Origin of the sequence: Hymenobacter actinosclerus, assembly GCF_900111515.1 — a bacterium.
GTDB classification, from domain to species: Bacteria; Bacteroidota; Bacteroidia; order Cytophagales; family Hymenobacteraceae; genus Hymenobacter; species Hymenobacter actinosclerus.
Map to the genome: position 1 here is coordinate 1,429,899 of NZ_FOHS01000001.1, position 17,444 is coordinate 1,447,342.

Here is a 17,444-nt window from a genome sequence, read left to right on the forward strand (position 1 = left end):
CCGGAACTATGAACATCGCGCCCGCTTCGCCGTTTGGCTTTGCAAACTCCCTGCGTATGCCAAATGCCACCCATCTTCGCCTGAAAGTCTGCGGCCTGCGGCAGGCCGAAAATATCCTGGAAGTAGCGGGCCTGGAGCCCGACTTTCTGGGGTTTATCTTCACGCCGAAATCGAAACGGTTCGTGGGCGAGGAGCTGAGCGGCGAGCTGCTGCGGAGCCTGCCCGCGGGCGTGCGCAAAGTGGGCGTGTTCGTTGATCAGAGCGTGGCCGAAATTATGCAGCAGGTGCGGCGCTACGGCCTCGATCTGGTGCAGCTGCACGGTGCCGAGCCACCCGCCCAGTGCGCCGCGCTCCGCGCCAACGACGTGGGCGTCATCAAGGCCTTTGCGGTGGCCGACGCGGTAGATTTCGCGGCCCTGGAGCCCTACGTGCCGTTCTGCGACTACTTCCTGTTCGATGCGGCCGGACCCCAGCCGGGCGGCAACGGCACCCGCTTTAGCTGGGAGCTGCTGCGCCGCTACAACCTGCCGGTGCCTTACCTGCTGGCCGGCGGCATCGGCCCGGGCATGGCCGCCGAGCTGGCCCGGCTGGACCTGCCGGGCCTCTACGGGCTCGATGTAAACAGCGGCTTCGAAATCGCGCCCGCCCTGAAAGATGCGGACCGGCTGCGCGAGTTTTTCACCGAATTGCAGGGCTGATTTCTACCGGTTCCGGTCCGTTTGCCGCCCCCAGTTGTTTCCTGTTTACGCTCCATCAGAACATCGTTTCCTCAACGAAAAGCTATCAGCCACCAGCTAAAAGCTACCAGCTCCTAAAAATGACTGTTCCCACCTACCAGCAACCCACCGAGCGCGGCTACTACGGCCAGTTTGGCGGCGCGTTCATCCCCGAAATGCTCTATCCCAACGTGGAGGAGCTGCGCCAGCAATACCTGACTATTCTGGCCGACCCGGCGTTTCAGCAGGAGTACCAGCAGCTGCTGCGCGACTACGTGGGCCGGCCCACGCCGCTGTTCGAGGCTAAGCGGCTGTCGGCGCGCTACAATACCCGCGTGTTTTTAAAGCGCGAAGACCTCTGCCACACTGGCGCCCACAAGGTCAACAATACGGTGGGCCAGATTCTGCTGGCCCGGCGGCTGGGTAAAACCCGCATCATTGCCGAAACCGGCGCCGGCCAGCACGGCGTGGCCACGGCCACCGTGTGCGCCCTGATGGGCATGGAGTGCATCGTGTACATGGGCGAAGTTGACATGGAGCGCCAGAAGCCCAACGTGTACCGCATGCGCCTGCTGGGCGCCGAAGTGCGGCCCGCCAGCAGCGGCAGCAAAACCCTGAAAGACGCCACCAACGAGGCCATCCGCGACTGGATTTCCAACCCCGTCGACACCCACTACATCATCGGCTCAGTGGTCGGCCCGCACCCGTACCCCGATCTGGTGGCCCGCCTCCAGGCCGTTATCAGCGAGGAGATGCGCAAGCAGCTGCTCGAACAAACCGGCTCCGAGCTGCCGCAGTACGTGGTGGCCTGCGTGGGTGGCGGCTCGAACGCGGCCGGCGCGTTCTACCATTTTCTGGAAGACCCCGAGGTGCAGCTGGTGGCCGTGGAAGCGGCCGGGCACGGCGTGCATTCGGGCCACTCGGCGGCGACGTCGGTACTGGGCAAGCCGGGCATTATTCACGGCTCGCGCACGCTGCTCATGCAAGATGAGGATGGCCAGATAACCGAGCCCTACTCGCTCTCGGCCGGCCTCGACTACCCCGGCATCGGGCCGCTGCACGCCTTTTTGGCCGATTCCAAACGGGCCCGCTTCATCAGCGTCACGGATGATGACGCGCTGAAAGCCGTGGTGGAGTGCAGCCGCCTCGAAGGCATCATCCCGGCCCTGGAAACCGCCCACGCGCTGGCCGTGCTCGACCAGCTCGGCGCCGGCCCCGACGATGTGGTGGTCGTGAACCTCTCGGGCCGCGGCGACAAAGACCTGGAAACCTACATCCAGCAGGACCTGATGTAAACGCCTGTCATCCTGAGCTTGCGAAGGACCTATACAGAAGCCAACATCAGATAACAGCCTCTGTATAGGTCCTTCGCAAGCTCAGGATGCCATTCAGCTCAACCCATGAACCGAATCCAGAACGCCTTCCAGCAGGATAAAAAACTGCTCAACATCTACTTCACGGCCGGCTACCCGCAGCTTGAAAGCACGGTGCCCATTCTCAAGGCCCTCGCCGAAGCCGGCGCCGACCTCATCGAAATCGGGATGCCGTTTTCCGACCCGCTGGCCGACGGCCCGGTGATTCAGGCCAGCAGCACCGTGGCCCTGCATAACGGCATGAACATGCGGGTACTGTTCGGGCAGCTGCAAGGCGTGCGCGAGCAGGTGCCGGACACGCCCATTCTGCTCATGGGCTACCTGAACCCGGTGATGCAGTTCGGGGTGGAAAACTTCTGCCGTGAAGCTGCCGGCGCCGGCGTCGATGGGGTAATCCTGCCCGACCTGCCGCTGGACGATTACGTGGCCGAGTACCAGGACATCTTCCGGAGCCACAACCTGCGGCCGGTGTTCCTCATCACGCCCCAAACCGCCCCCGAACGCATTCGCCGCATCGACGAGCTGACCGATTCGTTTCTTTACCTCGTGTCGGGCCCCGGCACCACGGGCGGGGCCAACACTCAGGCCAAGGGCGTGCAGGAAGCCTATTTCGAGCGGATTGAGGCCATGAACCTGCGCAACCCGCGCCTCGTGGGCTTCGGCATTTCGGATAAACAGTCGTTCGAGCAGGCTTGCCAGCACGCCGAGGGTGCCATCATCGGCTCGGCCCTGATTCGGGCCCTGGAAGGCGCCGAGGATGCCCCGGCCGCCGCCGCCGCTTTTGTTTCTTCTATCGTTCAGTAACATTTCCCGCAGAGGCGCGCAGAGGGTTTCGCAGAGGTTCGCAGAACAGCTCAGCGAACCTCTGCGAAACCCTCTGCGCGCCTCTGCGGGAACCCACATAAAAACATGATAATCCAACTCGACCCCCAGATTTCCGCGCAGAACCAGCAGGAGATTGAAGCCCGCATTCAGGCCCTGAAATACAAGTCCACCGAGGTGAAAACCCAGCGGGCCCATTACCTGGTAGCCATTGGCAAGGCCGAAATCGACCTGCGCAGCCTTGGCCAGCTGCCCGGCGTGCAGGACATCCACCGCGTGTCGGACGACTACAAGCTGGTGAGCCGCAAGTGGCGCGTGCGCCCCACCGTGCTCGACCTCGGCGACGGGGTGCGCATCGGGGAGGGCACACTCACGCTGGCCGCCGGCCCGTGCAGCATCGAGAGCGAGGCCCAGATGGAAAGCGTGTTGCAGCATCTCGTCGATAACGACGTGCGCATTATGCGCGGGGGCGTGTTCAAGCCGCGCTCCTCGCCCTACTCGTTCCGGGGCCTGGGCATGGAGGGGCTGCGGCTGTTTCACCAGCTGGCGCGGGCGCGGGGCATCAAAATCGTGACCGAAGTGATGCAGGTGTCGCAGGTAGAGGAGATGCACGACTACGTGGATGTGTTTCAGGTGGGCGCCCGCAACACCCAGAACTTCAACCTGCTCGATGCGCTGGGCGGCGTCGATAAGCCGGTGATGATCAAGCGCGGCATTTCGGGCACGCTGGAGGAACTGCTGTCGTCGGCCGAGTACGTGTTTTCGGGCGGCAACGAGAAGCTGATTCTCTGCGAGCGAGGCATCCGGACCTTCGAAACGGCCTCGCGTAATACGCTGGATTTGAATGCGGTGCCCATTCTCAAGGAGAAAACCCACCTGCCTGTCATCGTCGACCCCTCGCACGGCATCGGCCTGCGCGAGCACGTGGCCGCCATGGCCCTGGCCGGCGTAATGGCCGGCGCCGACGGCATCATCTACGAAACTCACGAGACGCCCGAAAAAGCCGCTTCCGACGGCGCCCAGACGCTCAACTTTGATGAGTCGGCCCGCCTGATTCGCAACCTTCGCCGGGTGTACGCCCTGCGGCAGGAGCTGGAGTAGCTGGCCGTTTTTCGTTGACAGGCAATACGGCTGCGTTCTTTTGCCATTCTTTGGTTTGTCGCTGAGAACGGCCGAAAAACGAACAATAAAAAAAAAGAATAGCATCAGAAAAATATAGTTCTATATTTGTCCTACCATGTTCAACCTGACCACCACGCGCTTTATGTCGATTATCGTCTGCAATATGCAGTATGGTAGTGGGCGGCGTGGCCGGTGCAATAGGTAGGGAAACTGAACATCCTCCTCCTCTGAACCTCAGCAAGGCCCGCTTCCGACAGGAAACGGGCCTTTTTTTTATGCCTTTTGCCATGCTTCAGCAACACTACGACCAGTACTCGGCCCAGGACCATTTGGTATGGAAAGTATTGTTTGACCGCCAGACGGCCCTGCTGCACAAGCGGGCCTGCGGGGCTTTCTGGCAGGGCCTGCGCGCCTCCGGGCTGCACCGCCACGCCCTGCCCGATTTCAACGAGGTAAGCCAGCGGCTTCAGCAGGCCACCGGCTGGCAGCTGGAGCCCGTCGCCGGCGCGCTCAACGACGCCGATTTCTACGGCCTGCTGGCCCGGCGCCGGTTCCCGGCCACGGTCTGGATCCGGAGCATGGCGCAGTTCGATTTCATCGAGGAGCCCGACCTGTTCCACGGCGTATTCGGCCACGTGCCGCTGCTGATGGATTCGGCCTTCGCCGATTTCCTGCAATTCCTCGGTCATGTGGCCACGCGGCACCTGCACGATGCGGCGGCACTACAGCGGCTGGAGCGGCTCTATGGTTTCGCGGTGCAGTTCGGGCTGGTGCATGAGGAGGGTAAAACCTGCCTGTTCGGGGCCGGGCTGCTCTCGTCGTCGGGCGAAATCCACCACTACTTGTCGGAGGTGGCCCCGCGGCAGCCCTTCGAGCTGGCCGCCGTGCTCGATACGCCCTACAGCGAAGCACATTTGCAGGACTGCTACTTCGAGCTCAGTAGCTGGGAGCAGCTCACTGAAAGCGTAGCCGACCTGGCCGCCGTACTGGCCGCCACGCCCCGGCCGGTGCTGGTGGCGGATTAAGAACGAGCTGTACCGCGCTAACTCCATTTCGCGGTAAGGCTTTTGCGGTACCGTATAAAATGCCGGCATCCCGGCCAGCCGACTTGTTTTCCAACTCTGCCGGGCTACATTTGCTCCCGATGACCCGCTTCACCTCCCGCTATTATGCTTATGCCTATTACGCCCCGCAAGGGAGCGGAGCGGCGGCGGCGTGCCGGAACCAGGAGTAGCAAATCCTCTTCCAACGTCTTGTCAGGCCTGCTTCCGCTTCGTGCGGGGGCAGGCCTTTTCTTTTTCCCTCTTTTCTCTTCTACTGATGAACACGGTTCTCGAAACTGCCGCCCCCCAGCCCCTGCTCCGCCAGGAATATGCCCGTTACACCGCCGCCGACCAGCACGTGTGGCAGCTGCTCTTCGATAGACAGATGGAACTGCTGCCCGGCCGCGCCGCCGATGCGTTTCTGGAAGGCGTGCGCCAGGTCGGCTTTACCCGCGACGCCATTCCCGACTTTGGCGAAGTAAACCCGCGCCTGCGCGAACTAACGGGCTGGGAACTGGTGGTAGTGCCCGGCATTGTAGACGACGCGGTATTTTTCGGGCTGCTGGCCGAGCGCAAATTTCCGGCCACCACCTGGCTGCGCACGCTGGCCCAGCTCGATTACCTGGAGGAGCCCGATATGTTCCACGACGTATTCGGCCACGTGCCGCTATTGACGGACCCGGGTTTCGCGGCGTTCCTGCAGGAGTTGGGCGCGGCAGCCGTGCAGCACCGCCAGCAGCCCGGCGCGCTCGAACTATTCACGCGCCTGTACTGGTTCACCGCCGAATTCGGCCTGATTCAGCAGCCCGAGGGCCTGCGCATTTACGGGGCGGGCCTGCTCTCGTCGCACGGCGAGGTCAAGTTCAGCCTCGGCGAGCAACCCACGCGCCTGCCCTTCAGCCTGCGGGGCGTACTGGATACGCCCTTTGAGAAGGACAAATTCCAGGACCTCTACTTCGTTCTCGACCACATGGCGCAGTTGCCGGAAAGCCTGGCCGCTTTGGATGAGATGGTGAAATAGTGAGCTAGTGAAATAGTGAGTTGATGTTCGCTGGACCTGACTGCGCGACTTGTGCCGCCAGGCCCCTGAAACATCAACTCACCATTTCACTAGCTCACCAGCTCACCTAATACCGCCAGCCCAGGCGCCGGTACACGAAGTGCAGCAGCCAGAGCGGGCCGATAAGTAGAAATTGCAGGTCCTTGAGGAACGACGGCTTCTTGCCCTCCACCTTGTGGCCCCAGAACTGCCCGATCCAGGCCAGCACGAACACAATGAGGCACACGGCCCACAGCGGCAGCGCGGCCTGGGCCTGCACCAGCCGCAAGCCCAGCGCCATCACCAGCCACACCAGCACCATGCCCGCCGCCAGCCGCCCCGACAGCCGCACGTAATACCCCACCGCCAGCACCATCGCCAGCGTGGCCCAGTTCAGCCACGGACTGATAGCCCGCACCCCCGCCGGCACCGGCACCGCCCACAGCAGCCCCAGAATAGCGAACATAATCAACGGCACGCACACCCAATGCACGAGCTTGTTGGTCGGGTTCTGGTGGCTCTCGGCATACTCATCGAGCAGCCGCTGCACGGGCGAAACAGTGGTATCCATTGAGGTCGATACAAGTAGAAAGCAAGTGAAAAGCGAGTGGTGAAAGATAATCATTTGCGCACTCGCACACCAGAATGCGCGCCTGCTCTTTCCGCCGAAACGGAAAAAGAAAGGCTGCCTCATTGAGGCAGCCTTTTGTGGTTAAGACTACGGGTTCTACGGCTACACGCAAAGTAGAGTCCTGTTCGCAGCCGGCTACAAAATCCGTGAAATCCGCTAAAATCCGTGCTAATCCGTGGTCAGTTGAAGGTGCTTTTTCAGGTAGGCTACCGAGGCGGCGTGGGCGTCTTCGGCCATATCTTTCTTGTATTTGGGGTTGGAGGGGTTGGCGAAGGCGTGGTCGGCGTCGTAGGCTTTCACGGTGAGGCCCTTGTTGGCCGCTTTCATGTTCTTCTCGAATTCGGTTACTACCTCCTGATTAATCCACTTATCCTGCTTGGGAAATATCATCAGCACGTCGGTGTTCAGGGTTTTGAGCTTAGCCACGTCCTTTTCGGGCATGCCATAGTAAACGATGCAGCCCACCGCCTGCTTGCCGGCCAGCAGGGCCGTTTGCAAACTCCAGCCGCCGCCGAAGCACCAGCCGATGCTGGCCACCCGGGACCGGGGGCCGGCGTGCAGCAGCGCACCCTTGATGATGGCCTCGGCCCGGGCGGTTTTCACGGCCTGCATGAGCTTGCCGGCCTCGTCGGCCGAGGTGGCTACCTGGCCGTCGTAGAGGTCGAGGGCAATGACGTTGGTGCCGGGCAGCTCCCGGGCAAAGCGGGCGGCTTCCTGCTTGATGTAATCGTTGAGGCCCCACCACTCATGGATGACGAACAGGTACTTGTCGGAGCGAGTGTTGCTTTTGATTTCGAAGGCCTTGCTCGTGCCGCCGTCGGGGGTCCTGAACTCTACCATCTCGCCGCCGCCGGCGTAGCGGAAAGGCAGGGGCGCATCGTGGCTGCCCGAGAAATCCTCGTTGGAAGCCAGCATGGCGAAGGTTTCGGTGGCGTTGGGGCCGGCGGCCGGTTTGGCGCAGCAGCTCATGGTGGTTTGGGCCGAGGCCACGGAAACTACGCTCAGCAGCGCGGCGCAGAGGGTCCAGAACTTTTTCATGGATAGAGAAATGGTGGGGCAAGAGGACAGCCCCGGCCTATCCGTGTAACTACACAGGTAAGCCGGGGCTGCATTAACTCAAAGTCGGAAAATTAGTTTCGGCGCCGTTGTTATTCGGGCTGGGTACGGATGCTGGCCTTGAGTTCGGTAAGCAAGGCGTACAGGCCTACGTAGGTGCGGTTGAGGTAGATAAAATGCTCGGAACCGCGGGGCTCCCGCTGCTGGCGCAACTCGGGCTCCTGCAGCAGGCCGTCGCCGAGGGCGTAGAGGGCCTGCATGTAGCTGGGGTCGCCGAAGTCGAAGGTAGGTTCCCGGAACGGGCGACCCACCAGCTCCAGCGAGGCCTGCATGGTTTGCACGTAGAAGTCGCGGCGGCTGGCCGGGTCGTCGGCGTGCAGCACGCCGCCTTCGGTGAGCAAAGCGGCCAGCCGGGCCGGGTCGGAGAGGGTTGCGGGGGCCAGCAGATCGTTGAAGAGGCGGTGTACGTCTTCGGGAATTTCCTTCACGCAGCCGAAATCGAGCACGCCCACGGTGCCGCCGTCGTCGGGGCGGAGCAGGAAGTTGCCGGGGTGCGGGTCGGCGTGTACCCGGCGCAGCTCGTTGAGCTGGAACATGTAGAAGTCCCAGAGCGCCTGGCCCAGCTGGTTGCGCACTTGCTGGCTGGGCTCGGTCAGCAGGAACTCGCGCAGGTGCTGGCCGGGCAGCCAGTCCATGGTTAGGATGCGGGCCGACGACAGCTCGGGGTAGTAGCGCGGGAACTGTAAATGGGCCAGGCTGGCGCAGGCGGCGGCAATTTCCTGGCCCCGGCGCAGCTCCAGCGCGTAGTCGGTTTCCTCGATGAGCCGGGTTTCCACCTCCTGCATGTAGGGCCGCACGGTGGCCTCATCGAGCCCCAGCACGCGCAGGGCAATAGGTTTCACGAGCCGGATGTCGGAGCGGATGCTGTCGGCCACGCCGGGGTACTGCACCTTCACGGCCAGCTCCAGCCCATCCTTGCGGGCCAGATGAACCTGCCCGATGCTGGCGGCCTGCCGGGCCTGCCGGTCAAACTCATCAAACACCTCAAACGGCGACTTGCCAAACGCATCCCGAAAGACCTTGACCACCAGCGGGCCCGACAGGGGCGGGGTCTGGTACTGGGCCTGGGCAAACTGGTCGGCGTAGGCGGTGGGCAGCAGGTTTTTCTCCATCGCCAGCATCTGGGCTACCTTCAGCACCGAGCCCTTCATCTCGCTGAGCGTACCGTACAGCTCGGCCGCGTTGGCCGCGTGCAAATCGGCCATCGGGCTGTCGGCGCCCACGGCCCGCCTGGCGTAGTGCTTCACATAGTTGGCCCCCACGTTGAGGCCGGTTTTGGCGAACCGCGCCGCCCGCGCCACTTTGGTGGTGGGCAGCGAGGTGAGGGATTTGGCAGGAGTATCGGACATCCGGGAAGGGTATATGAGGATGGTACTAACGAAACAGAACGTCATTCAGAGCGAAGCGAAGAATCTCGCGTGCGATGGTAATTCCTTACGTCAGGATTACTTTGGCACGCGAGATTCTTCGCTCCGCTCTGAATGACGTTCTATCAACTGACAACTGACAACTACCGCCGGTGCCGGCGGCCATGCAGCAGGAAGCGCACGAAATCCACGGCCGAGTCGAGGGTGTTGCGGCCCACAAGGTCGAAGCTGAGCGTGACGGCTTTTTCGATGGCGGCGTCGGTGCGCTCGAAATCCACGGTGTCGTCTTTGGCGAAGAAGCCGAGCACGAACAGCACCTGCTGCCAGAAGAAGCGAGGGTAGCCATCCTGCACCAGCTTGCGGCTGGCTACTTCGTCGGTGCGGCGGCCTTCGCGCAGGATTTCTTCCACGAACTCCTCGAAATCCTGGCGGAAATCGTCGAGTACACGCGGCGTGAAGCCGGGCATGGGGCGGCGCTCGAAGGAGCGGCGGACGCTTTGCAGGGCGTAGCTGCGGTTGCGCTTGAGAATCTCAATCAGGGTGTAGTAGAAGCCCAGCAGCTTTTCGCGGGCCCCGTACTGCTCCCAAACCGGCTCGCGGGCGGCCGTTTCGCGGGCCTCGCGGCCGAAGTCGGCCCAGATTTCGCGGTCGATGGCGTCGAAGTTGGCGTACACCCGGTAGAACTCCTGCTCGGGCAGGCCCAGCTTCTGGGTGAGTTTGTACACCGACTGAGGCGGCTGGCCCTTCTTCAGCACGTAATCGAGGTAGGCCTGCTTGATGCGGATTTTAGGCGTGGCCGCATCGGGTGCGGCGGTAGTAGGCTGTTTCATATCGGGGTTATAACAAGGAGCCTTACAGTAGGGTTTCGCCAGGAAAATAATGGGTGAGATGGGAAGAATGTGAAAATGTGGCTGTTCGGGATTTTGGTCTTACAGCTTCCCGAACAGCCACATTTTCACATTCTCCACATTTCTCACATTCATCTAACCCGCCGCCCGGTACGCGGCCCGCAGGGTGTCAATGGCCCGCTGCCGGGCAAACTTGTGGTCGACGATGGGGGCGGGGTAGGCGGCAGTGCCGTATTCGGGCACCCACTGCTTCACGTAGGCCAGGTCGGGGTCGTAAGTTTCGAGCTGGCTTTGCGGACTGTACACCCGGAACCAGGGCGCGGCCACTACGCCGGTGCCGGCCATCCATTGCCAGTTGCCCACGTTCTGGCTCATGTCGTAGTCGAGCAGGTGGTCGGCAAAGTACCGGTCGCCCCAGCGCCAGTCGATGAGCAGGTGCTTGACCAGGAAGCCGGCCGTGGCAATGCGGGCCCGGTTGGGCAGGTAGCCGGTGGCGTTCAGCTCGCGCATGCCGGCATCGACGAGCGGATAGCCCGTCTGGCCCGCGCACCAGGCCGCGAATTCATCCTCGTTGTTGCGGTAGGGCACCTGGCGCAGGCGCACATCGAAACTCTCGGTGGCCGTGCCGGGGTAGTGCCAGAGCAACATCATGAAGTAGTCGCGCCACACCAGTTCGGCCAGCAGCTTGGGGTTAAGCTCCCGGGCCTGGCGCATCAGCTCGCGCACGCTCAGCGTACCGAAGCGCAGGTGTACCGAGCGGCGGGTGCTGCTGTTGACGAGGCCGGGCCGGTTGCGGGTTTCGTGGTAGTTGCGCACGAGGTCTTCGGCCGGCAGCTCGGCGGCGGGTACAAACTGCTCGTAGCGCGCAAAGCCCATGTCGGCCAGCGAGGGGCGGGCGGGCGCGTTGGGCAGGGCCTGCAGGTGCCCGGCCGTGAGCAGGTCGGCGGACGGGTACGGCTGGAAATGCTCGTCCTGCGCCTTTTCCAGCCAGGCTTTGCGGTAGGAGCCGAAGGTGCGGGCCGGTTTGCCCGACTTGCCCAGCAGCTCATTTTTGGCAAATATCACCTGGTCCTTGAATGCCTTGAATTCGGCCCCACGCTCGTGAGCCAGGACGGCCACGGCCCCGTCGCGCTCGGCGGCGTAGGGCTCGTAGTCCTCGTTGGTGTAAATGGCAGCCACTTCATGCTGACTCAGTAGCTGCCCGAAAACCTCCAGCGGCCGGCCGTAGAATGCCAGAAACGTACCCCCGGCAGCCGCCGTTTCGCGGCCCAGGCGTTCTACCTGGTCATAGATGAACGTGACGCGGGCATCCTGGCGGGAGGGCAGCAAATCCAGGATTTCGCGGTCGTAGATGAACAGCGTCAGCACCGGGTAGCCGCTTTGCAGGGCCGCCGCCAGGCCGGCATTGTCGTGGGTGCGCAGGTCGCGGCGGTGCCAGAAAAGAACGATTTTCATGCGGGAGAGGTGAGACAGTGAGACAGGAGACAGAAGACAGTTGGGGTTGAATGGCCCTCCATACGTAGTCTCCCTTCTCATGTCTCACTGTCTCATGTCTAAAGCTTACTTCAGTCGGCCCATGCCGCCATCAACGGGCAGCACCTGGCCGGTGATGAAGGAGCCGTGGTCGGAGAGCAAAAAGGAAGTCATGTAGGCTAAATCCTGGGGCTGGCCGATGCGTTGCAGGGGGTGGCGCTTGGCGCTGGCCTCCTGCTTTTCGGGCGTGTTGAGCAGGGCGGCAGCCAGGGGCGTATCGGTGAGCGAAGGTGCCACGCAATTCACGCGGATGTTACTGGCGGCGTACTCGGCGGCCAGCGCGCGGGTCAGGCCCTCCACGGCGGCCTTGGCCGTGGCAATGCTGGCATGGAACGACATGCCCGTATCGGCCGCCACGGTGCTGAACAGCACCACCGAGGCGCCATCGGCCTTCTTCAGCCGCTTCATGCAGGCTTGCAATATCTGCACCGCCCCCAACACGTTCAGCTGAAAATCGGCCTGGAAATCAGCTACCGGAATCCGCTCGAAGGGCCGCAGCTTGATGGAGCCGGGGCAGTACACTACGCCGTGCAGCACCTCGGGCAGAGCGTCGAGGGCGGTGCCCAGCGGCTGCGTTACGTCGAGTTCTATGAACGTGGTATTCAACTCGGCCAGCTCGGGTGAGTGGGTGCGCGAGGCGGTGTAGAGGTGGGCGTTGAGCTTGCTCAGCAGTTGGGCCGTGGCTAGGCCAATCCCCGAGGAGGCGCCAATGATGAGAATGTTCTTGTCCGCGAATTCCATGCGTGGGAAGTTAGGTGAGAGGTACGGCCAGAAAACTAGCCTGCCCAGGGAAGGTTTCCTGCCACTGCCGGCAGGTTGGCTTCCGCTGGATTACATGGCTGATTTTATATATAACTAAAGAGAGAAATAATTTTGTATTTTGATGTCGATGCTCCAATGTAGTGCCTAAATTGGAGCATGACTTGGCTTATCTCCGACTTTAACTCCTCTTTGTTATGAAACGCTTTTCCGCTTTTCTGCTGCTGTTACTGGTGGTTTTGCTCAGCCCAGTGGTACCCGGCGTTGCCCAGGAACTGGTAGGTATTGTGGGCAACGTGATGGCGCCCAACAACCAGGCCCTCGAAAAGGCGGCCGTGCTGGTGGTATACGGGCCCACCCAAACCCGCACGACGACCACCACCGATGAGGCCGGCAACTTCGCGTTCAAAGGGCTGGTAGTGGGCGGCCCCTATTCGCTGCAGGTCAGCCAGACCGGTTTTCAGCCCCAGAAAATCGAAAACATCTTCCTGCTGGCCGGCAAAACGGCCAACGGTACGTTCGTGCTCTTTCCCGAGGAAAAAGGCCCCAACCAAACCCCCAACCGCGACTACCTGACCTATATTCAGCAGTGCCGCATCATCCCGCCGGGCGAAGCCGCCACTGCGGCCCTACCGCCAAGCGCCCCGGCCGTACCACCCACCCGTGCAGCAGCCAGCCGGCCCCGGCCAGCAGCAGTTCCGGCGGCGGCTACCACCGCGCCGCAGCCGGTTGCGGCGCTACCAGCAGTTGCCCCACCGGCCGGGGCGGGCCGGGCAGGTGGAGCGGCCGCCAGGGGCCGGACGGCCTATCAGCCGGGTAGTCGGCGGGCGGGCAGCATTGCGCCACCTGCCGTCGAGGGCCACTACGACGTAAAATCGAGCTACTACATTTACCATACCGGCCCGCCCATTACGCTACAGTTGCCCAAGGGCCAGCAGGTGCGCAACGTGGGCCGCCAGTCGACTGAAAGCCAGCTCTACCAGTTCCTGAGCAGCCCCCGCCAGCAGGTAGACACCGTGGACCGCACCCGGGGCTGGATCAGCTTCGACCGGGTGTTTTTTATGACCGGCCAGGCCACGCTCACGCCCGAATCGAGGAATCAGCTGAAAAACATTGCCCTGATGATGCAGAGCTACCCCCAGGCCCGCCTCAAAATAGGCGGCTACACCGATAGCGTGGGCACTTACCAGATGAACCGCCAGCTAAGCGAAGCCCGCGCCCGCACCGCCTGGACCGCGCTGGTAGAAATGGGCGTGAGCCCGAGTCGGCTCGAAGCCCGCGGCTATGGCCCCAACTACCCGCTGGCCTCCAACGAAACCGCCGCCGGCCGCGCCATGAACCGCCGGCTGAGTTTGCGGGTGTTGATGAAGTAGAGCGCTGTTAGATGAAGTAATTGGTAGTCAGTGGTGAAAGCAAGCCTGTTCTGTGGAATGCACTCGTAGGGTGCTATCAAAATTTCGCTGTCAGCAAATATTCGCTAACGTTTTTGCGTCGCCTTCCGTAGCTTGCGGCATCTTCCTTCGTGTCTTTCACTCCTTCCTCCCGCATGAATATCCGTCGTTTACTGGTCGCCAACCGTGGCGAAATTGCCATCCGCGTGCTGCGGGCCGCCACCGAGCTGGGCATCCGCACTGTGGCCATCTACACCTACGAAGACCGCTACTCGCTGCACCGCTATAAGGCCGACGAGGCCTACCAGGTGGGCCGCGACGACGACCCGCTCAAGCCCTACCTCGACATTGAAGGCATCATCCGCACGGCCAAGGAAAACCAGGTCGACGCCATCCACCCCGGCTACGGCTTCCTGAGCGAAAACGCCACGCTGGCCCGCCGCTGCCGCGAGGAGGGCCTGATTTTCGTGGGGCCCCGGCCCGAGGTGATGGAGGCGCTGGGCGACAAGGTGGCCGCCAAACGGGTGGCCGTGGAGTGCGGCGTGCCCATCATCGAGAGCAGCGAGCAGGACCTGACCGACCTAGAAGTGGCCCTGACCGAGGCCCACCGCATTGGCTACCCCGTAATGCTGAAGGCGGCCAGCGGCGGCGGCGGACGGGGCATGCGCGTCATCCGCGACGATGAGCAGCTGGAGCGCGGCTTTTTCGAGGCCCGCAACGAGGCGCTGAAGGCCTTCGGCGACGATACCGTGTTTCTGGAGCGGTTCGTGGAGCAGCCCAAGCACATTGAGGTGCAGCTGGTGGCCGACAACCACGGCGGCCTGACCCACCTCTACGAGCGCGACTGCTCGGTGCAGCGCCGCTATCAGAAGGTGGTGGAAGTGGCCCCCTCGCTGCACCTGACGCCCGAAATGCGTGAGCAACTCTACGAGTACGCCTTGCGCCTGGGCCGGGCCGTGGGCTACAACAACGTGGGCACCGTCGAGTTCCTGGTGAACCCCGAGATCAACCGCATCTACTTCATCGAGGTGAACCCGCGCATCCAGGTTGAGCACACCGTCACGGAGATGATTACGGGCGTCGACCTGATTAAAACCCAGCTCTACGTGGCTGCCGGCTACCGGCTCGACAGCCCCGAAATCAACCTGGGACCCGATGTGGTGCCGATGAAAAACGGCTACGCCATCCAGTGCCGCATCACCACCGAAAACCCCGAGCAGGATTTCAAGCCCGATTACGGCACCATCACGGCCTACCGCTCGGCCGGCGGCTTCGGCATCCGTCTCGACCAGGGCTCGGTGTACAGCGGCGTGCGCGTGTCGCCGTTTTTCGATTCGCTATTAGTAAAGGTGTCGACCCAGGCGCCCACGCTGGCCGACGCGGCTCAGAAGATGGCCCGCACCCTCGACGAGTTCCGGGTGCGCGGGGTGAGCACCAACATCCAGTTCCTGCAGAACATCATTGCCCACCCGGTGTTCATGGCTGGCGAAGCTAACGTCGACTTCATCAAGGACCACCCCGAGCTGTTCCGCTTTCAGCAGCGCCGCGACCGGGCCACCCGCATCCTGCGCTTTCTGGGTGATGTGAGCGTGAACGGCCACGCCGATGTCGCGGGCAGCGTCGACCCCAAAAAGGAGCTGCGCAAGCCCCGCCTGCCCGAATCGGACCTCACAGGCCCGCCGCCGGCCGGCACCAAGCAGCTGCTCACCGAGCTGGGCCCCGAGGGGTTCTCCAAGTGGCTGCGCGCCGACCCGCAGATCCACTACACCGACACCACGCTGCGCGACGCCCACCAGAGTTTGCTGGCCACCCGCATGCGCACGTTTGATATGCTGAAAGTGGCCAGCCGCTACGCCCACGAGCATCCACAAACCTTCTCGCTGGAGTGCTGGGGCGGGGCCACGTTCGATGTGGCGCTGCGCTTTCTGCACGAAGACCCCTGGGAGCGGCTGGCCAAGCTGCGCGCCGCCGTGCCCAACATTCTGCTGCAAATGCTGATTCGCGGGGCCAACGGCGTGGGCTACAAGGCTTACCCCGATAACCTCACCGAGCGGTTCGTGCAGCAGGCCGCCGAAACCGGCATCGACGTGTTCCGCATTTTCGACTCGCTGAACTGGATGCCGGGCATGGAGGCCTGCATTGGCTTCGTGCGCAACAAAACCGACCGGCTCGCCGAGGCCAGCATCTGCTACACCGGCGACCTGCTCGACGTGAGCCGCCACCAGAAGTACAACCTGCAGTACTACCTGCGCCTGGCCCGCCAGATTGAGGACGCCGGGGCGCACATTCTCTGCATCAAGGACATGGCCGGCCTGCTGAAGCCCTACGCCGCCCAGGAGCTCATTACCGCTCTGCGCGACACCATCAGCCTGCCCATCCACCTGCACACCCACGACACCAGCAGCCTGCAGCCGGCCACCTACCTCAAGGCCGTGGAAGCCGGCGTAAACGTGATTGACGTAGCGCTGGGCTCGCTCTCGGGCCTGACCTCGCAGCCCAACTTCAACTCGGTGGTGGAGATGCTGCGCGGCCAGCCCCGGCACCGCGAGTTCAACCAACTCTCGCTCAACGAATTTTCGACCTACTGGGAAACGGTGCGCGAATACTACTACCCCTTCGAATCGGGCCTCAAGGCGGGTACTTCGGAGGTGTTCCAGCACGAAATTCCGGGCGGGCAGTACTCCAACCTGCGCCCCCAGGCCCAGGCTCTGGGTTTGCTCGATAAGTTTGAAACCGTAAAAACCACCTTCGCCGACGTCAACCAACTGTTTGGCGACATCGTAAAAGTAACGCCCTCGTCGAAAGTGGTGGGCGACATGGCTTTGTTCCTGGTGTCCAACGACCTGACCACGGCCGACGTGCTGGAAAAGGGCGACACGCTCAACTTCCCCGAGTCGGTGCGGCAGCTGTTCCGCGGCGACATTGGCCAGCCCGAAGGCGGCTGGCCCGCCGATGTGCAGGCGGTGGTGCTGAAAGGAGAACCTGCCTTCACCGACCGGCCCAACGAGCACCTGGCCCCCATTGATTTCGAGCAGGAGCAGGCCAATTTCAAGGAGAAGTTCGAGGCCGAGGGCAAGTTTACCGACGTCCTCTCGTGGCTGCTCTACCCCAAGGTGTTCGAGCAGTATTGGGACTTCCGCCAGCAGTACGGCGACGTGTCGGTGGTGCCCACGCCGGTATTCTACTACGGTTTGCAGCCGGGCCAGGAAACGCTCATCGAAATTGCCCGCGGCAAGAGCATCATCGTGGGTTTGCAGAGCATCGGCCCGGTAGATGAGGACGGCAACCGCACGCTGTTCTTCACCCTCAACGGCCAGACCCGCAATCTGAAAATCCGCGACCAGTCGGTGGAAGTAAAGCGCATCCTCAACACGAAAGCCGACAAAGCCAACCCTCGCCAGCTGGGCGCCCCGTTGCAGGGCCTGCTGAGTCGGGTGCTGGTGAAAAGCGGCGAGCCGGTGCGCAAAAACACACCGTTGTTCATCATCGAAGCCATGAAGATGGAAACCACCATCACGGCCCCCGACGACACCACCGTGCAGGCCGTGAACCTGGCCGAGGGCACGCTGGTAAACGCCGACGATTTGGTGCTGACGCTGGGGTAGAAGCGGCAGTCAAACGAAGAAGCGGGCACCCGCGCTGGTTCAGCGCAGGTGCCCGCTTCTTTGTCTGGCCAAGGCGAAC

General features: G+C 62.6%; 14 protein-coding genes. 8 read left to right on the forward strand and 6 right to left on the reverse strand.

What is annotated here, in order from left to right; translation table 11 throughout:
• The first annotated feature begins 56 nt into the window (after nt 1-56).
• From BMY67_RS06150 to phhA, 6 genes are all read left to right on the forward strand, one after another.
• Nucleotides 57-698 (forward strand): phosphoribosylanthranilate isomerase, encoded by a 642-nt coding sequence (locus BMY67_RS06150; protein WP_092769654.1) that lies wholly within the window; start codon nt 57-59, stop codon nt 696-698.
• A gap of 119 nt (nt 699-817) precedes the next feature.
• The gene (gene trpB / locus BMY67_RS06155) at nt 818-2,011 is read left to right on the forward strand and encodes a tryptophan synthase subunit beta (protein ID WP_092769419.1); all 1,194 of its coding nucleotides are present in this window, start codon (nt 818-820) and stop codon (nt 2,009-2,011) included.
• Between the two features lie 105 nt (nt 2,012-2,116).
• Nucleotides 2,117-2,893, forward strand: coding sequence for a tryptophan synthase subunit alpha (gene trpA, locus BMY67_RS06160; protein WP_092769421.1), 777 nt, complete (start codon nt 2,117-2,119; stop codon nt 2,891-2,893).
• A 105-nt stretch (nt 2,894-2,998) separates the two neighbouring features.
• Nucleotides 2,999-4,012, forward strand: a complete 1,014-nt coding sequence (gene aroF, locus BMY67_RS06165) for a 3-deoxy-7-phosphoheptulonate synthase (protein ID WP_092769423.1) — start codon at nt 2,999-3,001, stop codon at nt 4,010-4,012.
• 308 nt (nt 4,013-4,320) lie between these two features.
• Nucleotides 4,321-5,058: a phenylalanine-4-hydroxylase gene (locus BMY67_RS06170; RefSeq protein WP_245744908.1), complete on the forward strand. Its 738-nt coding sequence runs from the start codon at nt 4,321-4,323 to the stop codon at nt 5,056-5,058.
• A gap of 295 nt (nt 5,059-5,353) precedes the next feature.
• Complete coding sequence (gene phhA / locus BMY67_RS06175) at nt 5,354-6,097, forward strand: phenylalanine 4-monooxygenase (RefSeq protein ID WP_092769427.1); 744 nt, start codon at nt 5,354-5,356, stop codon at nt 6,095-6,097.
• Nucleotides 6,098-6,203: 106 nt separating this feature from the next.
• Here phhA and BMY67_RS06180 read toward each other — a convergent pair whose 3' ends face one another.
• From BMY67_RS06180 to BMY67_RS06205, 6 genes are all read right to left on the reverse strand, one after another.
• Entirely contained in the window at nt 6,204-6,686 is a 483-nt protein-coding gene (locus BMY67_RS06180; protein ID WP_092769429.1) for an Mpo1 family 2-hydroxy fatty acid dioxygenase, read from the reverse strand.
• 228 nt (nt 6,687-6,914) lie between these two features.
• Nucleotides 6,915-7,784 carry a dienelactone hydrolase family protein gene (locus BMY67_RS06185; protein WP_245744909.1) on the reverse strand — a complete coding sequence of 290 codons (870 nt, stop codon included), beginning with the start codon at nt 7,782-7,784 and terminating at the stop codon, nt 6,915-6,917.
• 110 nt (nt 7,785-7,894) lie between these two features.
• On the reverse strand, nt 7,895-9,211 hold the full coding sequence (locus BMY67_RS06190; RefSeq protein ID WP_092769431.1) for an ABC1 kinase family protein: 1,317 nt from the start codon (nt 9,209-9,211) through the stop codon (nt 7,895-7,897).
• A 161-nt stretch (nt 9,212-9,372) separates the two neighbouring features.
• Nucleotides 9,373-10,059 carry a TetR family transcriptional regulator C-terminal domain-containing protein gene (locus tag BMY67_RS06195; RefSeq protein WP_092769433.1) on the reverse strand — a complete coding sequence of 229 codons (687 nt, stop codon included), beginning with the start codon at nt 10,057-10,059 and terminating at the stop codon, nt 9,373-9,375.
• Between the two features lie 153 nt (nt 10,060-10,212).
• Nucleotides 10,213-11,532, reverse strand: coding sequence for a cryptochrome/photolyase family protein (locus BMY67_RS06200; protein ID WP_092769435.1), 1,320 nt, complete (start codon nt 11,530-11,532; stop codon nt 10,213-10,215).
• A 105-nt stretch (nt 11,533-11,637) separates the two neighbouring features.
• On the reverse strand, nt 11,638-12,351 hold the full coding sequence (locus tag BMY67_RS06205; protein ID WP_092769437.1) for an SDR family NAD(P)-dependent oxidoreductase: 714 nt from the start codon (nt 12,349-12,351) through the stop codon (nt 11,638-11,640).
• Between the two features lie 215 nt (nt 12,352-12,566).
• Between BMY67_RS06205 and BMY67_RS06210 the strand changes: the two genes are divergently transcribed.
• Nucleotides 12,567-13,742, forward strand: a complete 1,176-nt coding sequence (locus tag BMY67_RS06210; protein WP_092769439.1) for an OmpA family protein — start codon at nt 12,567-12,569, stop codon at nt 13,740-13,742.
• Between the two features lie 173 nt (nt 13,743-13,915).
• On the forward strand, nt 13,916-17,365 hold the full coding sequence (locus tag BMY67_RS06215; protein ID WP_092769441.1) for a pyruvate carboxylase: 3,450 nt from the start codon (nt 13,916-13,918) through the stop codon (nt 17,363-17,365).
• Nucleotides 17,366-17,444: the final 79 nt, after the last annotated feature.

Excerpts from the sequence above, each read along its gene's own strand:
- trpA (WP_092769421.1), top strand. The coding sequence starts at position 2,117 with ATGAACCGAATCCAGAACGCCTTCCAGCAGGATAAAAAACTGCTCAAC.
- BMY67_RS06185 (WP_245744909.1), bottom strand. The coding sequence starts at position 7,784 with ATGAAAAAGTTCTGGACCCTCTGCGCCGCGCTGCTGAGCGTAGTTTCC.
- phhA (WP_092769427.1), top strand. The coding sequence starts at position 5,354 with ATGAACACGGTTCTCGAAACTGCCGCCCCCCAGCCCCTGCTCCGCCAG.
- BMY67_RS06200 (WP_092769435.1), bottom strand. The coding sequence starts at position 11,532 with ATGAAAATCGTTCTTTTCTGGCACCGCCGCGACCTGCGCACCCACGAC.
- BMY67_RS06205 (WP_092769437.1), bottom strand. The coding sequence starts at position 12,351 with ATGGAATTCGCGGACAAGAACATTCTCATCATTGGCGCCTCCTCGGGG.
- BMY67_RS06210 (WP_092769439.1), top strand. The coding sequence starts at position 12,567 with ATGAAACGCTTTTCCGCTTTTCTGCTGCTGTTACTGGTGGTTTTGCTC.
- BMY67_RS06170 (WP_245744908.1), top strand. The coding sequence starts at position 4,321 with ATGCTTCAGCAACACTACGACCAGTACTCGGCCCAGGACCATTTGGTA.
- BMY67_RS06195 (WP_092769433.1), bottom strand. The coding sequence starts at position 10,059 with ATGAAACAGCCTACTACCGCCGCACCCGATGCGGCCACGCCTAAAATC.
- BMY67_RS06190 (WP_092769431.1), bottom strand. The coding sequence starts at position 9,211 with ATGTCCGATACTCCTGCCAAATCCCTCACCTCGCTGCCCACCACCAAA.
- trpB (WP_092769419.1), top strand. The coding sequence starts at position 818 with ATGACTGTTCCCACCTACCAGCAACCCACCGAGCGCGGCTACTACGGC.
- BMY67_RS06180 (WP_092769429.1), bottom strand. The coding sequence starts at position 6,686 with ATGGATACCACTGTTTCGCCCGTGCAGCGGCTGCTCGATGAGTATGCC.
- BMY67_RS06150 (WP_092769654.1), top strand. The coding sequence starts at position 57 with ATGCCAAATGCCACCCATCTTCGCCTGAAAGTCTGCGGCCTGCGGCAG.
- BMY67_RS06215 (WP_092769441.1), top strand. The coding sequence starts at position 13,916 with ATGAATATCCGTCGTTTACTGGTCGCCAACCGTGGCGAAATTGCCATC.
- aroF (WP_092769423.1), top strand. The coding sequence starts at position 2,999 with ATGATAATCCAACTCGACCCCCAGATTTCCGCGCAGAACCAGCAGGAG.